At 62.3% G+C, this 16029-nt stretch carries 16 protein-coding genes and 1 pseudogene; 13 read left to right on the top strand and 4 right to left on the bottom strand.

The features are described from left to right. Positions 1 to 4: 4 nt before the first annotated feature. Complete coding sequence (argE, locus tag ACMGG8_RS05340) at positions 5 to 1159, bottom strand: acetylornithine deacetylase (RefSeq protein ID WP_060841619.1); 1155 nt, start codon at positions 1157 to 1159, stop codon at positions 5 to 7. A 159-nt stretch (positions 1160 to 1318) separates the two neighbouring features. Here argE and ACMGG8_RS05335 point away from each other — a divergent pair, with 159 nt between their 5' ends. Further along, positions 1319 to 2686, top strand: a complete 1368-nt coding sequence (locus ACMGG8_RS05335) for an inorganic triphosphatase (RefSeq protein WP_060844914.1) — start codon at positions 1319 to 1321, stop codon at positions 2684 to 2686. Positions 2687 to 2696: 10 nt separating this feature from the next. Here ACMGG8_RS05335 and ACMGG8_RS05330 read toward each other — a convergent pair whose 3' ends face one another. Continuing rightward, the gene (locus ACMGG8_RS05330; RefSeq protein ID WP_016967645.1) at positions 2697 to 3167 is read right to left on the bottom strand and encodes an Lrp/AsnC family transcriptional regulator; all 471 of its coding nucleotides are present in this window, start codon (positions 3165 to 3167) and stop codon (positions 2697 to 2699) included. 124 nt (positions 3168 to 3291) lie between these two features. Here ACMGG8_RS05330 and ACMGG8_RS05325 point away from each other — a divergent pair, with 124 nt between their 5' ends. The 7 genes and pseudogenes from ACMGG8_RS05325 (at position 3292) to ACMGG8_RS05295 (ending at position 9090) form a co-directional block, all read left to right on the top strand. Further along, a complete protein-coding gene (locus tag ACMGG8_RS05325) occupies positions 3292 to 3621 on the top strand; it encodes a hypothetical protein (protein WP_060841621.1) in 330 nt (109 codons plus the stop codon). A 111-nt stretch (positions 3622 to 3732) separates the two neighbouring features. Then, positions 3733 to 5511 carry a GspE/PulE family protein gene (locus ACMGG8_RS05320; RefSeq protein ID WP_414159271.1) on the top strand — a complete coding sequence of 593 codons (1779 nt, stop codon included), beginning with the start codon at positions 3733 to 3735 and terminating at the stop codon, positions 5509 to 5511. Between the two features lie 77 nt (positions 5512 to 5588). Then, positions 5589 to 6341: pseudogene (locus ACMGG8_RS05315) on the top strand (HAMP domain-containing protein); the annotation flags it as partial. Continuing rightward, positions 6333 to 7196, top strand: a complete 864-nt coding sequence (locus ACMGG8_RS05310; protein ID WP_372840608.1) for a methyl-accepting chemotaxis protein — start codon at positions 6333 to 6335, stop codon at positions 7194 to 7196. The pseudogene ACMGG8_RS05315 and the gene ACMGG8_RS05310, both read left to right, overlap by 9 nt. Before the next feature lie 124 nt (positions 7197 to 7320). After that, on the top strand, positions 7321 to 8241 hold the full coding sequence (locus tag ACMGG8_RS05305; protein ID WP_047306628.1) for an SPFH domain-containing protein: 921 nt from the start codon (positions 7321 to 7323) through the stop codon (positions 8239 to 8241). A gap of 10 nt (positions 8242 to 8251) precedes the next feature. Beyond that, complete coding sequence (locus ACMGG8_RS05300; protein WP_060841624.1) at positions 8252 to 8701, top strand: NfeD family protein; 450 nt, start codon at positions 8252 to 8254, stop codon at positions 8699 to 8701. A 71-nt stretch (positions 8702 to 8772) separates the two neighbouring features. Continuing rightward, complete coding sequence (locus tag ACMGG8_RS05295) at positions 8773 to 9090, top strand: DUF2388 domain-containing protein (protein WP_016966055.1); 318 nt, start codon at positions 8773 to 8775, stop codon at positions 9088 to 9090. Positions 9091 to 9160: 70 nt separating this feature from the next. On the opposite strand, the gene ACMGG8_RS05290 is transcribed toward ACMGG8_RS05295, so the two are convergent. Further along, the gene (locus ACMGG8_RS05290) at positions 9161 to 9835 is read right to left on the bottom strand and encodes a TetR/AcrR family transcriptional regulator (RefSeq protein WP_060844918.1); all 675 of its coding nucleotides are present in this window, start codon (positions 9833 to 9835) and stop codon (positions 9161 to 9163) included. Between the two features lie 142 nt (positions 9836 to 9977). On the opposite strand from ACMGG8_RS05290, the gene phlG reads away from it, so the two are divergent. Then, positions 9978 to 10862, top strand: coding sequence for a 2,4-diacetylphloroglucinol hydrolase (gene phlG / locus ACMGG8_RS05285; protein WP_414159270.1), 885 nt, complete (start codon positions 9978 to 9980; stop codon positions 10860 to 10862). A gap of 53 nt (positions 10863 to 10915) precedes the next feature. On the opposite strand, the gene ACMGG8_RS05280 is transcribed toward phlG, so the two are convergent. After that, positions 10916 to 11518 (bottom strand): TetR/AcrR family transcriptional regulator, encoded by a 603-nt coding sequence (locus ACMGG8_RS05280; RefSeq protein ID WP_016966053.1) that lies wholly within the window; start codon positions 11516 to 11518, stop codon positions 10916 to 10918. A 462-nt stretch (positions 11519 to 11980) separates the two neighbouring features. On the opposite strand from ACMGG8_RS05280, the gene ACMGG8_RS05275 reads away from it, so the two are divergent. The 4 genes from ACMGG8_RS05275 to ACMGG8_RS05260 all read left to right on the top strand — a co-directional run bounded on the left by ACMGG8_RS05275 (position 11981) and on the right by ACMGG8_RS05260 (position 16005). Continuing rightward, complete coding sequence (locus ACMGG8_RS05275) at positions 11981 to 13069, top strand: hydroxymethylglutaryl-CoA synthase (RefSeq protein ID WP_060841627.1); 1089 nt, start codon at positions 11981 to 11983, stop codon at positions 13067 to 13069. A gap of 29 nt (positions 13070 to 13098) precedes the next feature. Further along, positions 13099 to 14295: a thiolase family protein gene (locus tag ACMGG8_RS05270; RefSeq protein WP_016966051.1), complete on the top strand. Its 1197-nt coding sequence runs from the start codon at positions 13099 to 13101 to the stop codon at positions 14293 to 14295. A 12-nt stretch (positions 14296 to 14307) separates the two neighbouring features. Continuing rightward, on the top strand, positions 14308 to 14748 hold the full coding sequence (locus ACMGG8_RS05265) for a Zn-ribbon domain-containing OB-fold protein (RefSeq protein WP_060844923.1): 441 nt from the start codon (positions 14308 to 14310) through the stop codon (positions 14746 to 14748). Positions 14749 to 14955: 207 nt separating this feature from the next. Beyond that, the gene (locus tag ACMGG8_RS05260) at positions 14956 to 16005 is read left to right on the top strand and encodes a type III polyketide synthase (protein ID WP_060841629.1); all 1050 of its coding nucleotides are present in this window, start codon (positions 14956 to 14958) and stop codon (positions 16003 to 16005) included. Positions 16006 to 16029 lie beyond the last annotated feature (24 nt).

The following is a 16029-nucleotide window of genomic DNA, read 5'->3' as shown; positions in this document are numbered from 1 at the left end:
TTACTTAAAGCTGGGCCGGTGTCAGGCAGTAATGTTCGATCAATTCTCGTAATAGATGCACGGTAGGCTGCAAGCGTGACATTTCGAGGTATTCCCCCGGCTGGTGGGCACAGGCGATATCACCCGGACCGAGCACCAGGGTCTCGCAGCCAAGGCGCTGAAGATAAGGCGCTTCGGTGCCAAACGCTACTGCTTCGGCGCGATGCCCGGTCAACCGCTCCGCCACCCGCACCAGCTCCGCGTCCTCGGGCTGCTCGAACGGCGGCACGGCGGGAAACAGCGGGGCATAGTCGATCTGCACTTCATGGCGCTGGGCAATCGGCGCCAGCTTCTGACGAATGGCCTCGCGCAACAGTTGCGGGTCCATGCCCGGCAAGGGGCGCAGGTCGAACTCCAGGGAACACTGGCCACAAATGCGATTGGGATTGTCGCCACCATGGATGCAGCCGAAGTTCAGGGTCGGCTGCGGCACGCTGAACTGCGGATTGCGGTACTCGCGTTGCCACAGCAGCCGAAGCCCGCGCAGCTCGCCGATGGCGTCGTGCATCGCTTCCAGGGCACTGCGTCCCAGGCTCGGGTCGGAGGAGTGCCCGCTGCGCCCGAGGATATCGATGCGCTCCATCATCACCCCCTTGTGCAGGCGGATCGGCTTGAGCCCCGTGGGTTCGCCGATCACCGCCGCGCGCCCCAGGGGACGCCCGGCTTCCGCCAGGGCCCGCGCCCCGGCCATGGAGCTCTCTTCGTCGCAAGTGGCCAGGATCAGCAGCGGCTGCTTGAACGGCTGCTCGAGCAACGGCCGCACTGCTTCGATGATCAGGGCGAAGAAGCCCTTCATATCGCAACTGCCCAGACCGACCCAGCGGCCGTCGACCTCGGTCAGTTTCAGTGGATCGGTCTGCCACAACGCGGCGTCGAACGGCACGGTGTCGCTGTGCCCGGCCAGCACCAGTCCACCAGGACCACTGCCGTAGCTGGCCAGCAGGTTGAACTTGCCGGGGCTGACCGGCTGGATATCGCAGTTGAACCCCAGGTCGCCGAGCCAGCCGGCCAGCAAGTCGATCACCTCACGGTTGGACTGGTCCAGCGCAGGCTGGGTGCAGCTCACCGACGGCGCGGCGATCAGTGCGGCGAACTGCTCCTTCAAGGACGGCAATGGCATGAGCTGGCTCCGGAAATCCCAAGATGAGCAGCATCATAGAGGCATCGGGCGAGAGGAAGGAACCGTCGTGGCGCCTCCACGCGCCCGGTCCTGTACACTGCACGGCCTTGGCAGCCAACTCTTCCTCCGGCTGCACTCCCGATCCTGGATTTTCCGGCCATGCAGAAAGAAACCGAAATCAAACTCCGCGTCAGCCGCGAAACCCTCGCCGCCCTGCGCGAGCACCCGCTCCTGAAAAAACGCAACAAAAGTGGCTGGGAACGCCGTGAGCTGATGAACCAGTACTTCGACACCCCAGAACGCGATCTGGCCCGGGCCAAAGTCGCCCTGCGCCTGCGCCGCGACGGTGACGCGGTGATCCAGACCCTCAAGACCAGCGGCCAGAGCGTCGCCGGCCTGTCCGAGCGCAACGAATACGACTGGCAACTGGCCAAGGCCAAGCTCGACCTGAAGAAACTCGACGGCGAATGCTGGCCCGAAGCCCTCGCCGAGCTGGACAAAAAGACCCTCAAGCCGCTGTTCACCACCGACTTTGTCCGCGAGCGTGCAGAAATCGCCTGGGGCCGGGGCAAGACCAAGGTGGTGATCGAAGCCGCCCTGGACCTGGGCCAGGTGATTGCCGGCAAGCACAAGGAAGAAATCTGCGAGCTGGAGCTGGAACTGCGCGAAGGCGAACCGGCCGCGCTGCTGGAACTGGCCGCGGAACTGGCCCTCACCCTGCCGTTGATGCCCTGCGACATCAGCAAGGCCGAGCGCGGCTATCGCCTGTTCGATGCCGGCAGCTACTCCCTGAGCCTGCCGGCGCCACAGCTGAGCGCCGAAACCCCGCTGGACGACGCTTTCGCCGCCCTGGCCTGGCATCTGCTGGGCAGCAGCCAGCGCCTGGCCGAACAGTATCGTTTCAACGGCCACTGGCGCCTGCTGCAGGACTGGGTGGACAACCTCGCCGAACTGCGGGCCCTGGCCAGTAGCCTGGGCCAGGCCGCGCCGCGCCAGTCCACTGCCGAACTGCGCAGTGCCCTGGATGCCCTGCTGGAAGACTGGCGCCCGCTGGTGCAAGCCGGCCTCGACGATGAAGACGTGCGCAAGGCCGCGCCGGAGCAATTCATCGAAGAGCTGCAGGACGTGCGCTGGGGCCTGTTCTCCCTGAACACTTCGCGCTGGCTGCTGGCCCGCTCCTGGACTGCCGAGCGCAACACCCGTGGCAACCGCCAGGGCGCGGCGCAACTGGGCAGCTGGCTGCCACGCCTGCTGGCCGAAGAAGCCACCTCGCTGCAACTGCCGCGCTACCAGCAGCAGCCCGAAGACCTGGCCGAGCAACTGCCACGGATCGAACGCATCCAGGCCTGGTTGCACCATGCCCGCGCCGCACTGGACATCGCCGAGCTGGACCGCCTCTACGGTGAACTGAACAAGCTGGCCCAACTGGCCAACGAACCGATCACCGACGAAGCCCTCGATGCTCGCAAGCAGCAAGCCATCGCGGTGTTCCAGAACCGCGCCTGGAAGACCCTGCTGCGCCTGTAATCGCTCGCCCTCAGCGCAATACCGGCAGGCTGGTGGTGGACTTGATCTCCGACAGGGCGACGATCGAGTTCACCTCCTGAATGCCGGGCACCATGGACAGCTTCTCGAAGAAGAACCGCTCGTAGGCTTCGATATCCGCCGTCACGATGCGCAACAGGAAGTCCACCGCCCCCATCAGCACATAACACTCCAGCACCTCGGGAAAACCGCGAATGGCTTCGGTGAACTCGGTGAAGTTGGAGCGTCCATGGGCGTTGAGCTTGACCTCGGCAAAGATCTGCGTGTTCAGGCCGATCTTCTTGCGGTCGAGCAAGGTCACCTGGCCGCGAATCACCCCTTCATCCTTCATGCGCTGAATCCGTCGCCAGCAAGGCGACTGGGACAACCCCACCTGTTCGGCAATCTGGGCGCTGGAAAGCGACGCGTCGTCTTGCAGCAACGCCAGGATCCGGCGATCGTAGGCATCCAGCTCGCTTTGCATAATCAACCCCCAAAATTATTAAAAGTCGAATTATCTAATTCGAAAACAGGCGAATTGTCTGCATCTTAGATAAGAAAAACCCGAAACCGAATGTAAAAATTTCTCCACTGACCTGGAGACCGCCATGCCCTTTCACAGCCCCGCCCCGAGCCCTGCGACCCGCGCCGATGTCTGGAACCCCGACAATGCCCCGTGCCACGTGCACTACCAGCTGCTCGCCGATGTCGAGGCCGACGTGCTGTGCCGGGTACTCAACCATTTCGCCCTGCAGCTCCTGGTGCCGCACCGGGTCGCGGTCATCCAGCAGGACGACACGCTGCATATGGAAGTGGAGCTCGCGGGCCTGAGCTGGCACCGGGCCCGGGTGATCGGCGACAAGCTGCGCAACCTGATCAGTGTCAGCTCGGTGGAGCTGCAATTGGTGGAGGCCTCGCGCCTGCAGGCCGCTGGCTGAGGCCGGTAAAACCCTGCAACCCTTGGCCGGCGGCGATGCCGTCCGATGCGACTATTCTTGGCAGTTTGCGACCAGAGACCCGACTCTGGGCCACGCTGCCGAGGAGTCCCCATGAACGCCGCCCAGGTGTCCCCGGACCGCTGGCTGGATCTCAGCGAGCTGCTGAGTGAGCTGCTGGCCCAGCAGCGCATCAGCCAGGACGCCGCCGAACAGGCCATGAGCGCCGCTCGCCAGGGGGCCGACCCGAGCCTGCATCCTCTTGAGTTCATCGCCAGCCGGCAGTTGCCCGACCGACAGCACCCTGGGCAACACCTGGATCTGGACAGCCTCACCGCCTGGCTGGCGCGGCAGGCGGGGCAGCCCTACCTGCGCATCGATCCGTTACGGATCGACGTGGCCGGCATCACCCCCTTGATCTCCTTCGCCTTCGCCCAACGGCACAAGATCCTTGCCGTGGCGGTGGATGCCCACAGCGTTACCGTGGCCAGCGCCCAGCCCTATGTCAGGGGCTGGGAGGCCGATCTGGTCCATGTGCTCAAGCGCCCGATCCGCCGGGTCGTGGCCAGCCCGGCGGATATCCAGCGCCTGACCCTGGAGTTCTATCGCCTGGCCAAGTCGGTTAGCGGCGCCAGCAGCGAACAGAAGACCAGCGGCCCGGGCAGCTTCGAACAACTGCTCAAGCTGGGAGCCAACGATCAGGCACCGGATGCCGACGACGCCCACATCGTCAACATCGTCGACTGGCTGTTCCAGTACGCCTTCCAGCAACGGGCCAGCGACATTCATATCGAACCACGCCGCGAACACGGCACCCTGCGCTTTCGCATCGACGGTGTGCTGCACAACGTCTATCAGTTTCCGCCCCAGGTCACCCTGGCCATGGTCAGCCGCCTCAAGAGCCTGGGACGCATGAACGTCGCAGAAAAGCGCAAGCCCCAGGACGGCCGGATCAAGACCCGCCCTCCCGAAGGCAGCGAAATCGAGCTGCGCCTGTCGACCCTGCCCACGGCCTTCGGCGAAAAACTGGTCATGCGCATCTTCGATCCCCAGGTGCTGCTCAAGGACTTCGACCAACTGGGCTTTGGCGCCGACGACCTGAGCCGCTGGCAGGCGATGACCTCCCAGGCCCACGGCATCATCCTGGTCACGGGGCCCACCGGTTCGGGCAAGACCAGCACCCTCTACACCACCCTCAAGCAGCTCGCGACGCCTGAAATCAACCTCTGCACCATCGAGGACCCGATCGAGATGATCGAACCGGCATTCAACCAGATGCAGGTCCAGCCCAACATCGACCTGAGTTTTTCCAGCGGCGTACGGGCCCTGATGCGCCAGGACCCGGACATCATCATGATCGGCGAGATCCGTGATCTGGAAACAGCGGAAATGGCCATCCAGGCCGCGCTCACCGGGCACCTGGTGCTGTCCACCCTGCACACCAACGACGCCCCGGCCGCCATCAGCCGCCTGCTGGAACTGGGCGTGCCGCACTATTTGCTCAGGGCCACCCTGGTCGGGGTCATGGCCCAGCGCCTGGTGCGCACCCTGTGCCGACACTGCAAGGCCCCCGCCGCACTCGCCAGCGACGACTGGCAGAACCTGATCCATCCCCGGCAAGCGCCACCACCGCGCCAGAGCATGCGCGCCGTGGGCTGCGCCGAGTGTCGGGGCACCGGCTACCACGGACGCACTGCGGTCTACGAAGTCATGCCCTTGAGCGCCGCGCTCCGGGCCCTGATCCGAAGTGACCTCGATCTCGCCGATCTGCGCCGCCAGGCCGCCGAGGACGGCATGCACAGCCTGCGCCAGGCCGCCGCACGCAAACTCGCCGAAGGCCTGACCAGTTTCGAGGAGGTATTGCGGGTCACGCCGCAGAACCCGGACGGATAACCGAGCACTCGACCAGCGGCGAACCGCGAGCGCTGGACTACGCTTCAGTTACCGCCAAAACGAGCAGGAAGCCAGGCATGAATATTCGTCAAAACATGATCGCCTCCGGGGTTCTCAGCCTACTGGCCATTGCCCTGGTGGCGGGCCTCGGTCTGTGGGGACAATCGCGCCTGGCCGGCGCCCTGCAGGACAATGAACTCAATGCCAGCGCCCTGCGCAACCACCTGGAAGCGGACATGATGCACGACGCCCTGCGGGCCGATGTGCTGGAGGCGCTCAGCAGCGAACCCGGCGACACTGCGGCCGGCGAGGAGGTGCGTAGCAGCCTGCGGGAACACGGCGACTGGTTCCGCAAGGCTCTGGCGGAAAACGCCAAACTGCCCCTGGCGCCGGATATCCGCGATGCCATCAGCGAGCTGCAGCCGGTCCTGGAGAGCTACATTCATGCCGCCGAAAGCATCGCCGAACAGGCCCTCAAGGATCCGCAGGCGGCACGCCAGCACATGCAGGAGTTTTCCCAGCGCTTCAGCGAAGTGGAATCCCGCAACACGGCACTGAGCAGCAAGATCGAAGCCAGCTCCGCCCAAACTCGCCAGGACAGTGAACATGCCGTGCGCCAGGCGGCCGGGTGGCTGATTGGCGGCAGCCTGATTGCCGCCCTGATCCTGTGCCTGCTGACCCGCCAGTTGCTCATCCGGGTACTCAAGCCCCTGGAGAAGTCCGTCGCCACCGCCCGGGCCATCGCCCAGGGCAACCTGACCACCGTCATCAGTATCGACAGCCGGGACGAAGCGGGGCAGTTGCAGCAAGCCCTGGGTGAAATGCAGGACAACCTGCGGCAGATGATCACCACCATCCGCCACGAGAGCGAGGAGCTGCGAGGACGCTCCCACAGCCTCAGCGACACCTCACTGGGCATTGCCGACGGCGCCACCGAGCAGGCCGACGGCGCCACCAACATGGCCGCCGCCATGGAACAGATGATCAGCAACATTGCCCAGGTTGCCGAGCATGCGCGCAACGCCCAGAGCATCGCCGCCCAGTCCGAATCCCTGGCCGGCAGCGGTGGCCAGGTCATCCTAGGGGTGGTGGACGGCATGAGCCACATTGCCGAAGCGGTGAACAATTCGTCCCAGAGCATCACCGCCCTGGGACAGTCCTCGGAAGAGATCCACTCGATCATCCAGGTGATCAATGGCATTGCCGAGCAGACCAATCTGCTGGCCCTGAACGCCGCCATCGAGGCGGCCCGGGCCGGCGAGGCCGGACGCGGATTTGCCGTGGTCGCCGACGAGGTGCGCAACCTGGCGGCGCGCACCGCGCAATCCACCCGGGAGATCACCGGCATGATCCAGCGCATCCGCGAAACCACCGAGCAGGCGGTCAGCAGCATGCAAACCGGAGTCAGCCGGGTCAACGACGGGGTGCACATGGCCCAACAGGCGGGGACGTCGATCAACGAGATTCGCCAGGGCGCCCAGCGCTCGGCACTGATGGTGGAAGAGATTTCCCACACCATCGGCGAACAGTCCAAGGCCGGCAGCGAAGTGGCCCAGCGGGTGGAAATGATCAGCCAGGTGGCACGGCGCAACAGCCAGGCCATGCGGGACCTGACCCTCACGGTGGAGCAGATGGAAAACTCCGTGGCCACTTTGCAGACGTCGGTCACCCGCTTCCAGCTTTGAGCGGATCGAAGCGGTGTTGTGTGTCCTGATGATGCAAGGGCCCAGGTATCCCAACGCCAGAACGGGCAGCCCCCTACACTCGTGCTCGCCGTCCCCTTGAGCAATGACTGAGCAGGTGAATGTGATGCAGATCGGAAGCGTACTGTTACTTTTCGTCGCCCTGGCGGTGGCCCTGGTGTTCATGGGCTTCAAGGTCGTGCCCCAAGGCTATCAATGGACCGTGGAGCGCTTCGGCCGCTACACCAACACCCTCAAGCCGGGGCTGAACATCATCATTCCGGTGATGGACCGCATCGGTCGCAAGATCAACGTCATGGAAAGCGTGCTGGACATTCCCCCCCAGGAAGTCATCACCGCCGACAACGCCACGGTGCAAATCGACGCCGTGTGCTTCTTTCAGGTGGTCAACACGGCCCAGGCCGCCTACGAGGTCAACAACCTCGAGCACGCCATCCGCAACTTGCTGCAGACCAACATCCGCACCGTGCTCGGGTCCATGGAACTGGACGCGATGCTCAGCCAGCGTGACGGCATCAACGAGAAACTCCTGCGCACCGTCGACGAAGCCACCGCGCCCTGGGGCATCAAGATCACCCGGATTGAAATCAAGGACATCAGCCCTCCTGCCGACCTGATGGCGGCCATGTCCGGGCAGATGAAGGCCGAACGGGTCAAGCGCGCACAGATCCTCGAAGCCGAAGGCCTGCGGGCGGCGGCCATCCTCACGGCCGAAGGCAAGAAACAGGCGCAGATTCTGGAAGCCGAGGGCGAGCGCCAGGCGGCGTTCCTCGAATCCGAAGCCCGGGAGCGTCAAGCCGAAGCCGAAGCCCGGGCGACCCAGGTGGTGTCCGAGGCGATCGCCAGCGGCAACGTTCAGGCGATCAACTACTTCGTGGCGCAAAAGTACATCGATGCCCTGGGCAAGCTGGCGGCGGCCAACAACAGCAAGGTGATTCTGATGCCGCTGGAGGCCAGTCAGGTGATCGGCGCCGTGGGCGGCATTGGCGAAATCGTCAAGGCCACGTTCGACGGCAAGAAAGGCTGAGGCACGCACCATGCTGGCATACCTGCAAACCCTGTCGTTCTGGGACTGGCTCGCCCTGGGCACCCTCCTGCTGATCTTCGAGGTGTTCGGCGCCGGCGGCTACCTGCTGTGGATCGGACTGGCAGCCGCTTTCGTCGGGGCCCTGACCTTCCTGATTCCCGGGCTGTCCTGGGAGGTGCAGTTTTTCCTGTTCGGCCTGCTGTCGGTGCTGACGGCCCTGTACTGGTGGCGACGCCAGCGCAGCGTGGTCCGCCCCAGCGACCAGCCGAACCTGAACCTGCGGGGCCAGGAACTGATCGGCAAGACCTTCGTCGTGCACCAGGCGATCATCGACGGCCGCGGCCGGATCAAGGTCGCCGACGGGGTGTGGATCGCCAAGGGCGCCGACGCGCCGGTGGGGGCCCGGGTGCGGGTGATAGGCCAGGAGGGCGCCGTCCTGCTGGTCGAAAACCTTGACTGACGGGTCACGGAACTCCGCTGGGGTATCTAGAATCAAACTGTGCAGATACCCCCCAGTTGGAGTCACCCATCATGCGTCTGAAAATAGCTGTCGCCACCCTTGCCCTGCTTTCCCTTCCCGTTGGTTCGGCAATGGCCGACACCTTCTGGCGTAACGTCATTTCCTCCGGTGCCACCACCGGTTCCACCTACCTGACCTTCAAGGATCACAAACTGATCGTCGCCGCTCAGGACGACGCCGGTAGCTTCGTGGCCAGCGAAGGCAGCATCCGCGGCCCTTACCTGGAAGCCGCCATGCAGAAAGTCCGCGCCGACAACCCCGGCCTCAAAGCCACCGACATGGAGCTGGCCAACGCCATCCTGGCCAAGAACGCCGTCGCCCAGGAGTAAGAACCGGCCCGGGAATCGCCGAACAGCAACGCCGACCTCTGGGTCGGCGTTTTTTTGCCCGGACAACGGCCTATACGGGGGTCGAAGCCCGAGACACGGCAGCCAGGCCGGCCAGGGCGTAACTCATCATGTGCTCGATCAACGCCGGCGGATCGAGCGCCAACCCGGGCAACACATGGCGCGTCAGCGGCTCATGGGCAATCAGCAGGAACAGGCAGGGCGCAAACACGCTGACCGCGCTGCGCAGCGTGGCCGGGTCGTCCGGTGGCAATTGCATGATCTGCCCGAGAATGTTGCGCACGATCTGCGCCTTGGGAAAGGCCTGCTGCTCCAGCACCTCCGGCAACACCGAGGAGGGCGACAGCAGCTCGCGGGTCAGCACCTTCAGCGCCCAGCCCTCGCGCTGGTTGGCCAGCCCCTCGATCAGCACGGTGATGATGGCTCGCAGCTTGTCCTCGGCACGCTCCTGGCTCTCGCTCAGGGTGATCATGGTCTCGATCCGCAGCAGGCGGTCATGGGCCTCGCGCAACACCGCCCGATACAGGCCGTCCTTGTTCTCGAAGTGATAATTGACCGAGGCGTTGTTGGCCTTGGAGTTCTCGCAGATCTGCTTGCTGGTGGTGTTGGCGTACCCCAGCTCGGCAAACAGCTGGCCGGCCGTTTCCAGGATCTGCTGGCGAGTCGCCTGACCATCCTGGCGCGGTGCACGGGCCGCAGGCGTCTGCGGGGAAGCGGAAAGAGCCATGGCTTTCTCACTAAGTTAAATTCAAATTTGACTTTTGTTTATGCACTGCTTAGCTACAAAGCGCCAGTTTCTCGTGCAACCACGTTTGAGGGAGTACAGGAAGATGCCGGCCACTCGTCTAGTCAAGCCAAAGGATATCAGCATGGAAGCGCGCGTCATGACCCCCTTCACCTACTTCTCCCTGCCCATGCAGAAGCTGTTCCTACGCAACCAGGCCGCAGTCAGGAACAAGCCCTATGCCAAATATTTCCGCTCGGAAATGCGCGTGCCGCTGTCCGCCGTGCGCAAGATCCAGCAAGGCCCCATGGACCTCAAAGACACCCTGACCCCGAGTGTGGAGGACATCAATCGCTTGCTCGACCCGGACTTCGTCAGCGAAGAATCCGGCTACGCCCTGCTGCCGGGCCCGATGGCCTATGTGCAGAGCCGCAAGTTCTTCCCCGGCTGCAGCGCGCAGATGTTCAAGTGGTGGTTCATGTGGCACCCCGCGGAAGCGGAGCGCTACACCCTGTGGTTCCCCTACGCTCACGTGAGCAATCCATGTGTGAACCACCAGCGCCTGGGTGACGCGTCCTTGAGTTTCGAAGAGCGTTTGTACGGCAACACCTTCTGCGCCTCGGAATATGTCGGCGACCGCCTGATGCACCTGCATATCGATTTCAAGGAGCCGGCCAGCCTGGGCCTGGACCCCGACCTGTATCGCGAAGCGAAAATCGATGGCAGCGTCAGCGCCCTGATGAGTCTGGCCGAACATCCGCAGGTGCCGGTGTCACTGATGGTGCATCTGTTCAAGGAGGTCCCGGGCGGCATGTACCTGACCAGCCGCTACTGGGTCGGTTCGCACCCGTCGATGGCCCGCTTTCCCGGGGCAGAAAAAGCCTCGGCGCTGCTCAAGGAAAGTGGTTTCGGCGAAGCCGAGCTGGAAACCCTGGCCTATGAGTTCGCCGTTCACGACATGTGCGAGTTCAATCACCTGGCCAGCTTTCTGCCGGACCTGTATCGCGAGTTCGGTACCGCTGCAGCCTGAGAGTCCCATGTCATTGAGCCCGCATCATGTGCGGGCTCAATGCTGTAAAGGGATCAACGTTGTGCGCCAGAACAGACACCGTTGATCAGTAAATCAGTGAATTCCTCAATATCCTGTTCTGCAGTCAACTGCTCAGTCAGCAACCGATACCAGCAAAAACCGAAAATCATATCGAGCAGCAATTCGCGATTGGTGTCCTTGGGCAGCTCACCATTGCTGATGGCATTTTCCACCAGCTTTTTCGGCATCTCCCTTCTGCGCTCCATGAACTGATCCTTGAGCTGAGTCAGCGTCGCAGGATCCAGCTGGGCTTCGGCAATGACACAGCGAAACGCCTCGCCGCAAATGGTTTCCCGCCAGACTTTCCAGAGATTACGCAGCAAAAAGTCGAGATCGGCCTTGAACGAGCCGAGATCAGGAAACTTTCTCACCTGCTCGCTCTCGTTTTCATAGACTTCCGCGATCAACGCCGCTTTGTTCGACCACCACCGATAGATCGTCGGCTTGCTGGCACCCGCCCGGCGCGCGACCGACTCAATGCTGAGCCCGGAATAACCGCATTCCTTGAGGATCTCGATGGTGGAACTGAGGATGGCTTTGTGGGTATGCGGACTTCGCAAAGAGCCGATGGAGCTGCGAGATGGGGTACGAGCCACAATAAAAAATCTCCAGGCAGGGCGCTTGACAAACGCAACGCAGGGTATAGGATTCCCTCGAATCGAAATGAAACGGTCCGTTTCGTTTCATTCTTGAAAGAATCATGAAATTCTTGCACCGATCCATCTAGTTCTTGAAATTTCTCGTAAGGGTTGAGCGGATCAGGCCTTGTAACTCTGAGTTCCTCGAATTCGAGACTTGAAGCCTTTCCTCTCAAGAGACTGGATCGTCTGAAATTATTATTAAACGAAACGTTCCGTATCATAGCACAGAGAGGTGAAGAAAAACAGCTTTCGAGTGGGTTTTCCCCTCTTTGGAGCCTGCTGCAAAAACCCTCTGGGCTGAGGGTTTACGCGGTGCTGGCCAGAGTCGGGCAGCAAAAACTGTTTTCCGTATGTTTCAAGGGTGCTTCTGAGCAAGCACGACCCAGTTTTCTCAAAAAGAATGGAATCAAGAGGAAAATGAACGTGAAAAAAGTAGGCATTGTCAGCTATGGCGCGGCTGTTCCGGTATGCCGTCTCAAAGTTCAGGACGTCATCAACGTCTGGAAAAACACTGATCTGAAGCTGGTAGAGGAAAACCTCGGCGTCAGCGCAAGAGCGGTGCTGCAGCCGGATGAAGATGTCATCACCCTCGGCGTGCAAGCAGCGCAACGGGCCCTGGACAAAGTCCCCGGCCATGAGCTCCAGGCCCTCTATCTGGGCACCTGCACCAACCCCTACGATTCACGTGCCTCGGCCTCGATCATCCTGGAAATGCTCGGCAGCGGTTACGACGCCTATTGCGCCGACGTCCAGTTCGCCGGCAAGTCCGGTACTTCCGCCCTGCAGATCTGCCAGGCCTTGGTGGGATCCGGCATGACCAGCAGCGCCCTGGCCATCGGCGCCGACACCATCAACCGCAATACCGCACCCGGCGACCTGACCGAGTCCTATGCCGGGGCCGGAGCCGCGGCATTGCTGATCGGCAATCAGAACGTCATCGCCGAGTTCGACGCCAGCTTCTCCTGCGCCGCCGATATCGCCGACAACATCCGCCCCCAAGGCGATCGCTACATCCGTTCCGGAATGGGCCTGGGCTCGGACAAGAACAGCATCGGCCTGGAAGACCAGACCCGCCGCGCCGCCGAAGGCCTGATGGCCAAGCTGCATACCAGCGCCGCCGACTATGACTACGTGGTGTTCCAGCAGAACCTGGTGTCCACGCCCTACTCCCTGGGCAAGCACCTGGGCTTCAACACCAAGCAGATCGAACCGGGCATCTATGCCGGCGATGTGGGCGACACTGGCTCCGCCAGCCCGCTGCTCGGCCTGATCAACGTGCTGGACCAGGCCCGTCCGGGGCAGAAAATCCTCATGGTGTCCTATGGTTTCGGGGCCGGCAGTGACGCCATCGCCCTGACCGTCACCGACGCCATCGAGCAGTACCAGAAGCACAACAAACCCCTGCGCGAACTGCTCGAAGCCAAGACCTACGTCGATTACGGCACCTCCATCAAGTACGAATTCAAGTACCTGCGGGCTGACTACGCCCTGACCGCCTATCTCTGATTACGCCTGTCTACGCAAGGAGCATGCACATGTGCGCACGTCGTGTTGCAATCGTTTCGGCCGCCTATACGCCGAAGCCCGGAAGTTCACGAGTTCGGCAGACGTTCAAGGAAATGATCGTCGAGTCCGCCTATAAAGCCCTCAAGGACGCCAAGATGCACCCCCGGGAAATCCAGGGGGTCGCCTACGGCTATCACGGTGAAGGCATTTCCGAATATGGCGGCCTGGGGCCGACCATTTCCGACGCCCTGGGCATCAGTCCGGCGCCGACCTTCATGAGCACCGCCAACTGCACCAGCAGTTCGGTGTCGTTCCAGATGGGTCACCAGATGGTGGCATCCGGTGAGTACGACATCGTCCTGTGCGGTGGCTTCGAGAAAATGACCGATCACTTCAACTACGCCGAGTACATCGGCTCCAGCACTGAATGTGAATACGATTACTTCCTCGGCATCTCCCATACCGACGCCTTCGCCCTGGCCACCGCCGAATACTTCCAGAAGTTCGGCTATGCCGGTCGCGAGGCCGATGTCCTGGCCACTTTTGGCCGGCAGATGCGCGTCTATGCCCACAACACCCCGACCGCCACCCGCTACGGCCAGCCGATTCCCACCCTGGAAGCGCTGAAGAACAGCGAAGCCTGCGGCTCGATGCTGGCCTGGGGCGAAGCCAGTGGCTGCGCCATCCTGGTGGCCGAACACCTGGCCCACAAGTACACCGACAAACCGGTGTTCGTCCGCGGCTGCGCCTACACCGGGGTCTCCCACTACTTCGGCACACGCTTCCACAACCCGACCCTGCACCATCCGGGCCTGCCCAAGGACGTGGGCATGGCCGTCTCGGCCAACTCCATCGCCTGCGCGGAAATTGCCTACAAGAAAGCCGGGATCACCGCCAAGGACATCGACGTGGCCCAGGTCTACGACCTGCTCGGCGCCGGGCTGATCCAGATGGAATCCATGGGCATCTGCGGCAAGGGCCAGGCCGGCGACTTCGTGCTCGAAGGCGGCATCGCCCTGGACGGCCAACTGCCGCTGAACACCGACGGCGGCAACATCGGCCGCGGCCACGCTTCCGGCTGCGACGGCATCCTGCACATCACCGAGCTGTTCCGGCAGCTGAGGGGTGAATCCGACAACCAGGTCAAGGGCGCACGCATCGGCGTGTCGCAGAACCTTGGCGGTTATGCGGCGCACAACTCAGTGATTGTCCTCTCGAACGACTAAGGAGCCCGGACCATGTCCATGTACCCAGAACAGATCCACAGAATGACCACTGCCAGCATGCTTCGCGAATGGCGCGAGCATGGCGGCAAATACCGTCTCGAAGGCAGCCAGTGTGAAGAATGCAACGAGATCTTCTTCCCCCGGCGTACCGTCTGCGGCGCCTGCAACTCCCTGAGCGTGAAGCCTTACCGCTGCAAGCGCACGGGCAAGATCGAAGTCATGGCCCACGCCGAGAACCCGGTCCTGGCCGCCATGGGTTATGGCGAAACCGTGCCGCGCATGATGGCCATGGTGCGCCTGGATGACGGTCTGGTGATCGCCTCGGAAATCGTCGACGTCTGCGACCCGCAACAGCTGAAAGTTGGCGCGCCGGTGCGCATGGTGATTCGCAAGCACGTGCGCGAAAGTAACCTGGCCTGGCAATACGCTTATAAGTTCGTACTGGATATATAAGTTGTTGTTCAAGGTGCCTTTATATAAGGCACCTTGAAGTTAGCCATTAAAATAAAATCCAACTTAAAAGTTACATCAACGGCCGCTTCACGCCTCGAAGTTGCCTTAAGGTCCTGATTTCCTTTAGGGCCTACAGATTCCTGTGCCTATGAACGGGGACTTTCCCCACCCTTAACTTATTGGCTTACTTAGAGCCAAGGACCCATCATGTCTACTCTTTGCCTCCCACACGTCATGTTTCCGCAACACAAGATCACTCAACAACAGATGATTGATCACCTGGAGAACCTGCACGGCGACCATCCGCGCATGGCCCTGGCCAAGCGCATGATCGCCAATACCGAAGTCAACGAGCGCCATCTGGTGCTGCCGATCGACGAACTGGCGGTGCACACCGGTTTTACCCACCGCAGCATCGTCTACGAGCGTGAAGCCCGGCAGATGTCGTCCGCTGCGGCACGCCAGGCCATCGAGAATGCCGGCTTGCAGATCAGCGACATCCGCATGGTGATCGTCACCTCCTGCACCGGCTTCATGATGCCGTCGCTGACCGCGCACCTGATCAACGACCTCGGCCTGCCCAACTCCACCGTGCAACTGCCCATCGCCCAGCTGGGCTGCGTGGCCGGCGCTGCGGCCATCAACCGGGCCAACGATTTCGCCCGGCTCGATGCGCGCAATCACGTGCTGATCGTGTCCCTGGAGTTCTCTTCGCTGTGCTATCAGCCGGACGACACCAAGCTGCACGCCTTCATCTCCGCGGCCCTGTTCGGCGATGCGGTGTCGGCCTGCGTGCTGCGCGCCGATGACCAGGCCGGCGGCTTCAAGATCAAGAAGACCGAGTCGTTCTTCCTGCCCAAGAGCGAGCACTACATCAAGTACGACGTGAAGGACACCGGCTTCCACTTCACCCTCGACAAGGCGGTGATGAACTCCATCAAGGATGTGGCGCCGGTGATGGAGAAGCTCAACTACGACAGCTTCGAACAGAACTGCGCGCACAACGACTTCTTCATCTTCCACACTGGCGGCCGCAAGATCCTCGACGAACTGGTGATGCACCTGGACCTGGCCTCGAACCGGGTGGCGCAATCGCGCAGCAGCCTGTCGGAAGCCGGCAACATCGCCAGCGTGGTGGTGTTCGACGTGCTCAAGCGCCAATTCGATTCCAATCTGAATCAGGGCGACATCGGCCTGCTGGCGGCCTTTGGCCCGGGCTTTACCGCAGAAATGGCGGTGGGCGAGTGGACCGCCTGAGGTAGCGCCCTGCGTCTGTCCGAC

Origin of the sequence: Pseudomonas sp. BNK-45, from assembly GCF_047456255.1 — a bacterium.
Taxonomy (GTDB): domain Bacteria; phylum Pseudomonadota; class Gammaproteobacteria; order Pseudomonadales; family Pseudomonadaceae; genus Aquipseudomonas.
Note: the sequence above shows the minus strand (reverse complement) of the source record. Positions and strands in the feature narration are given on the sequence as shown.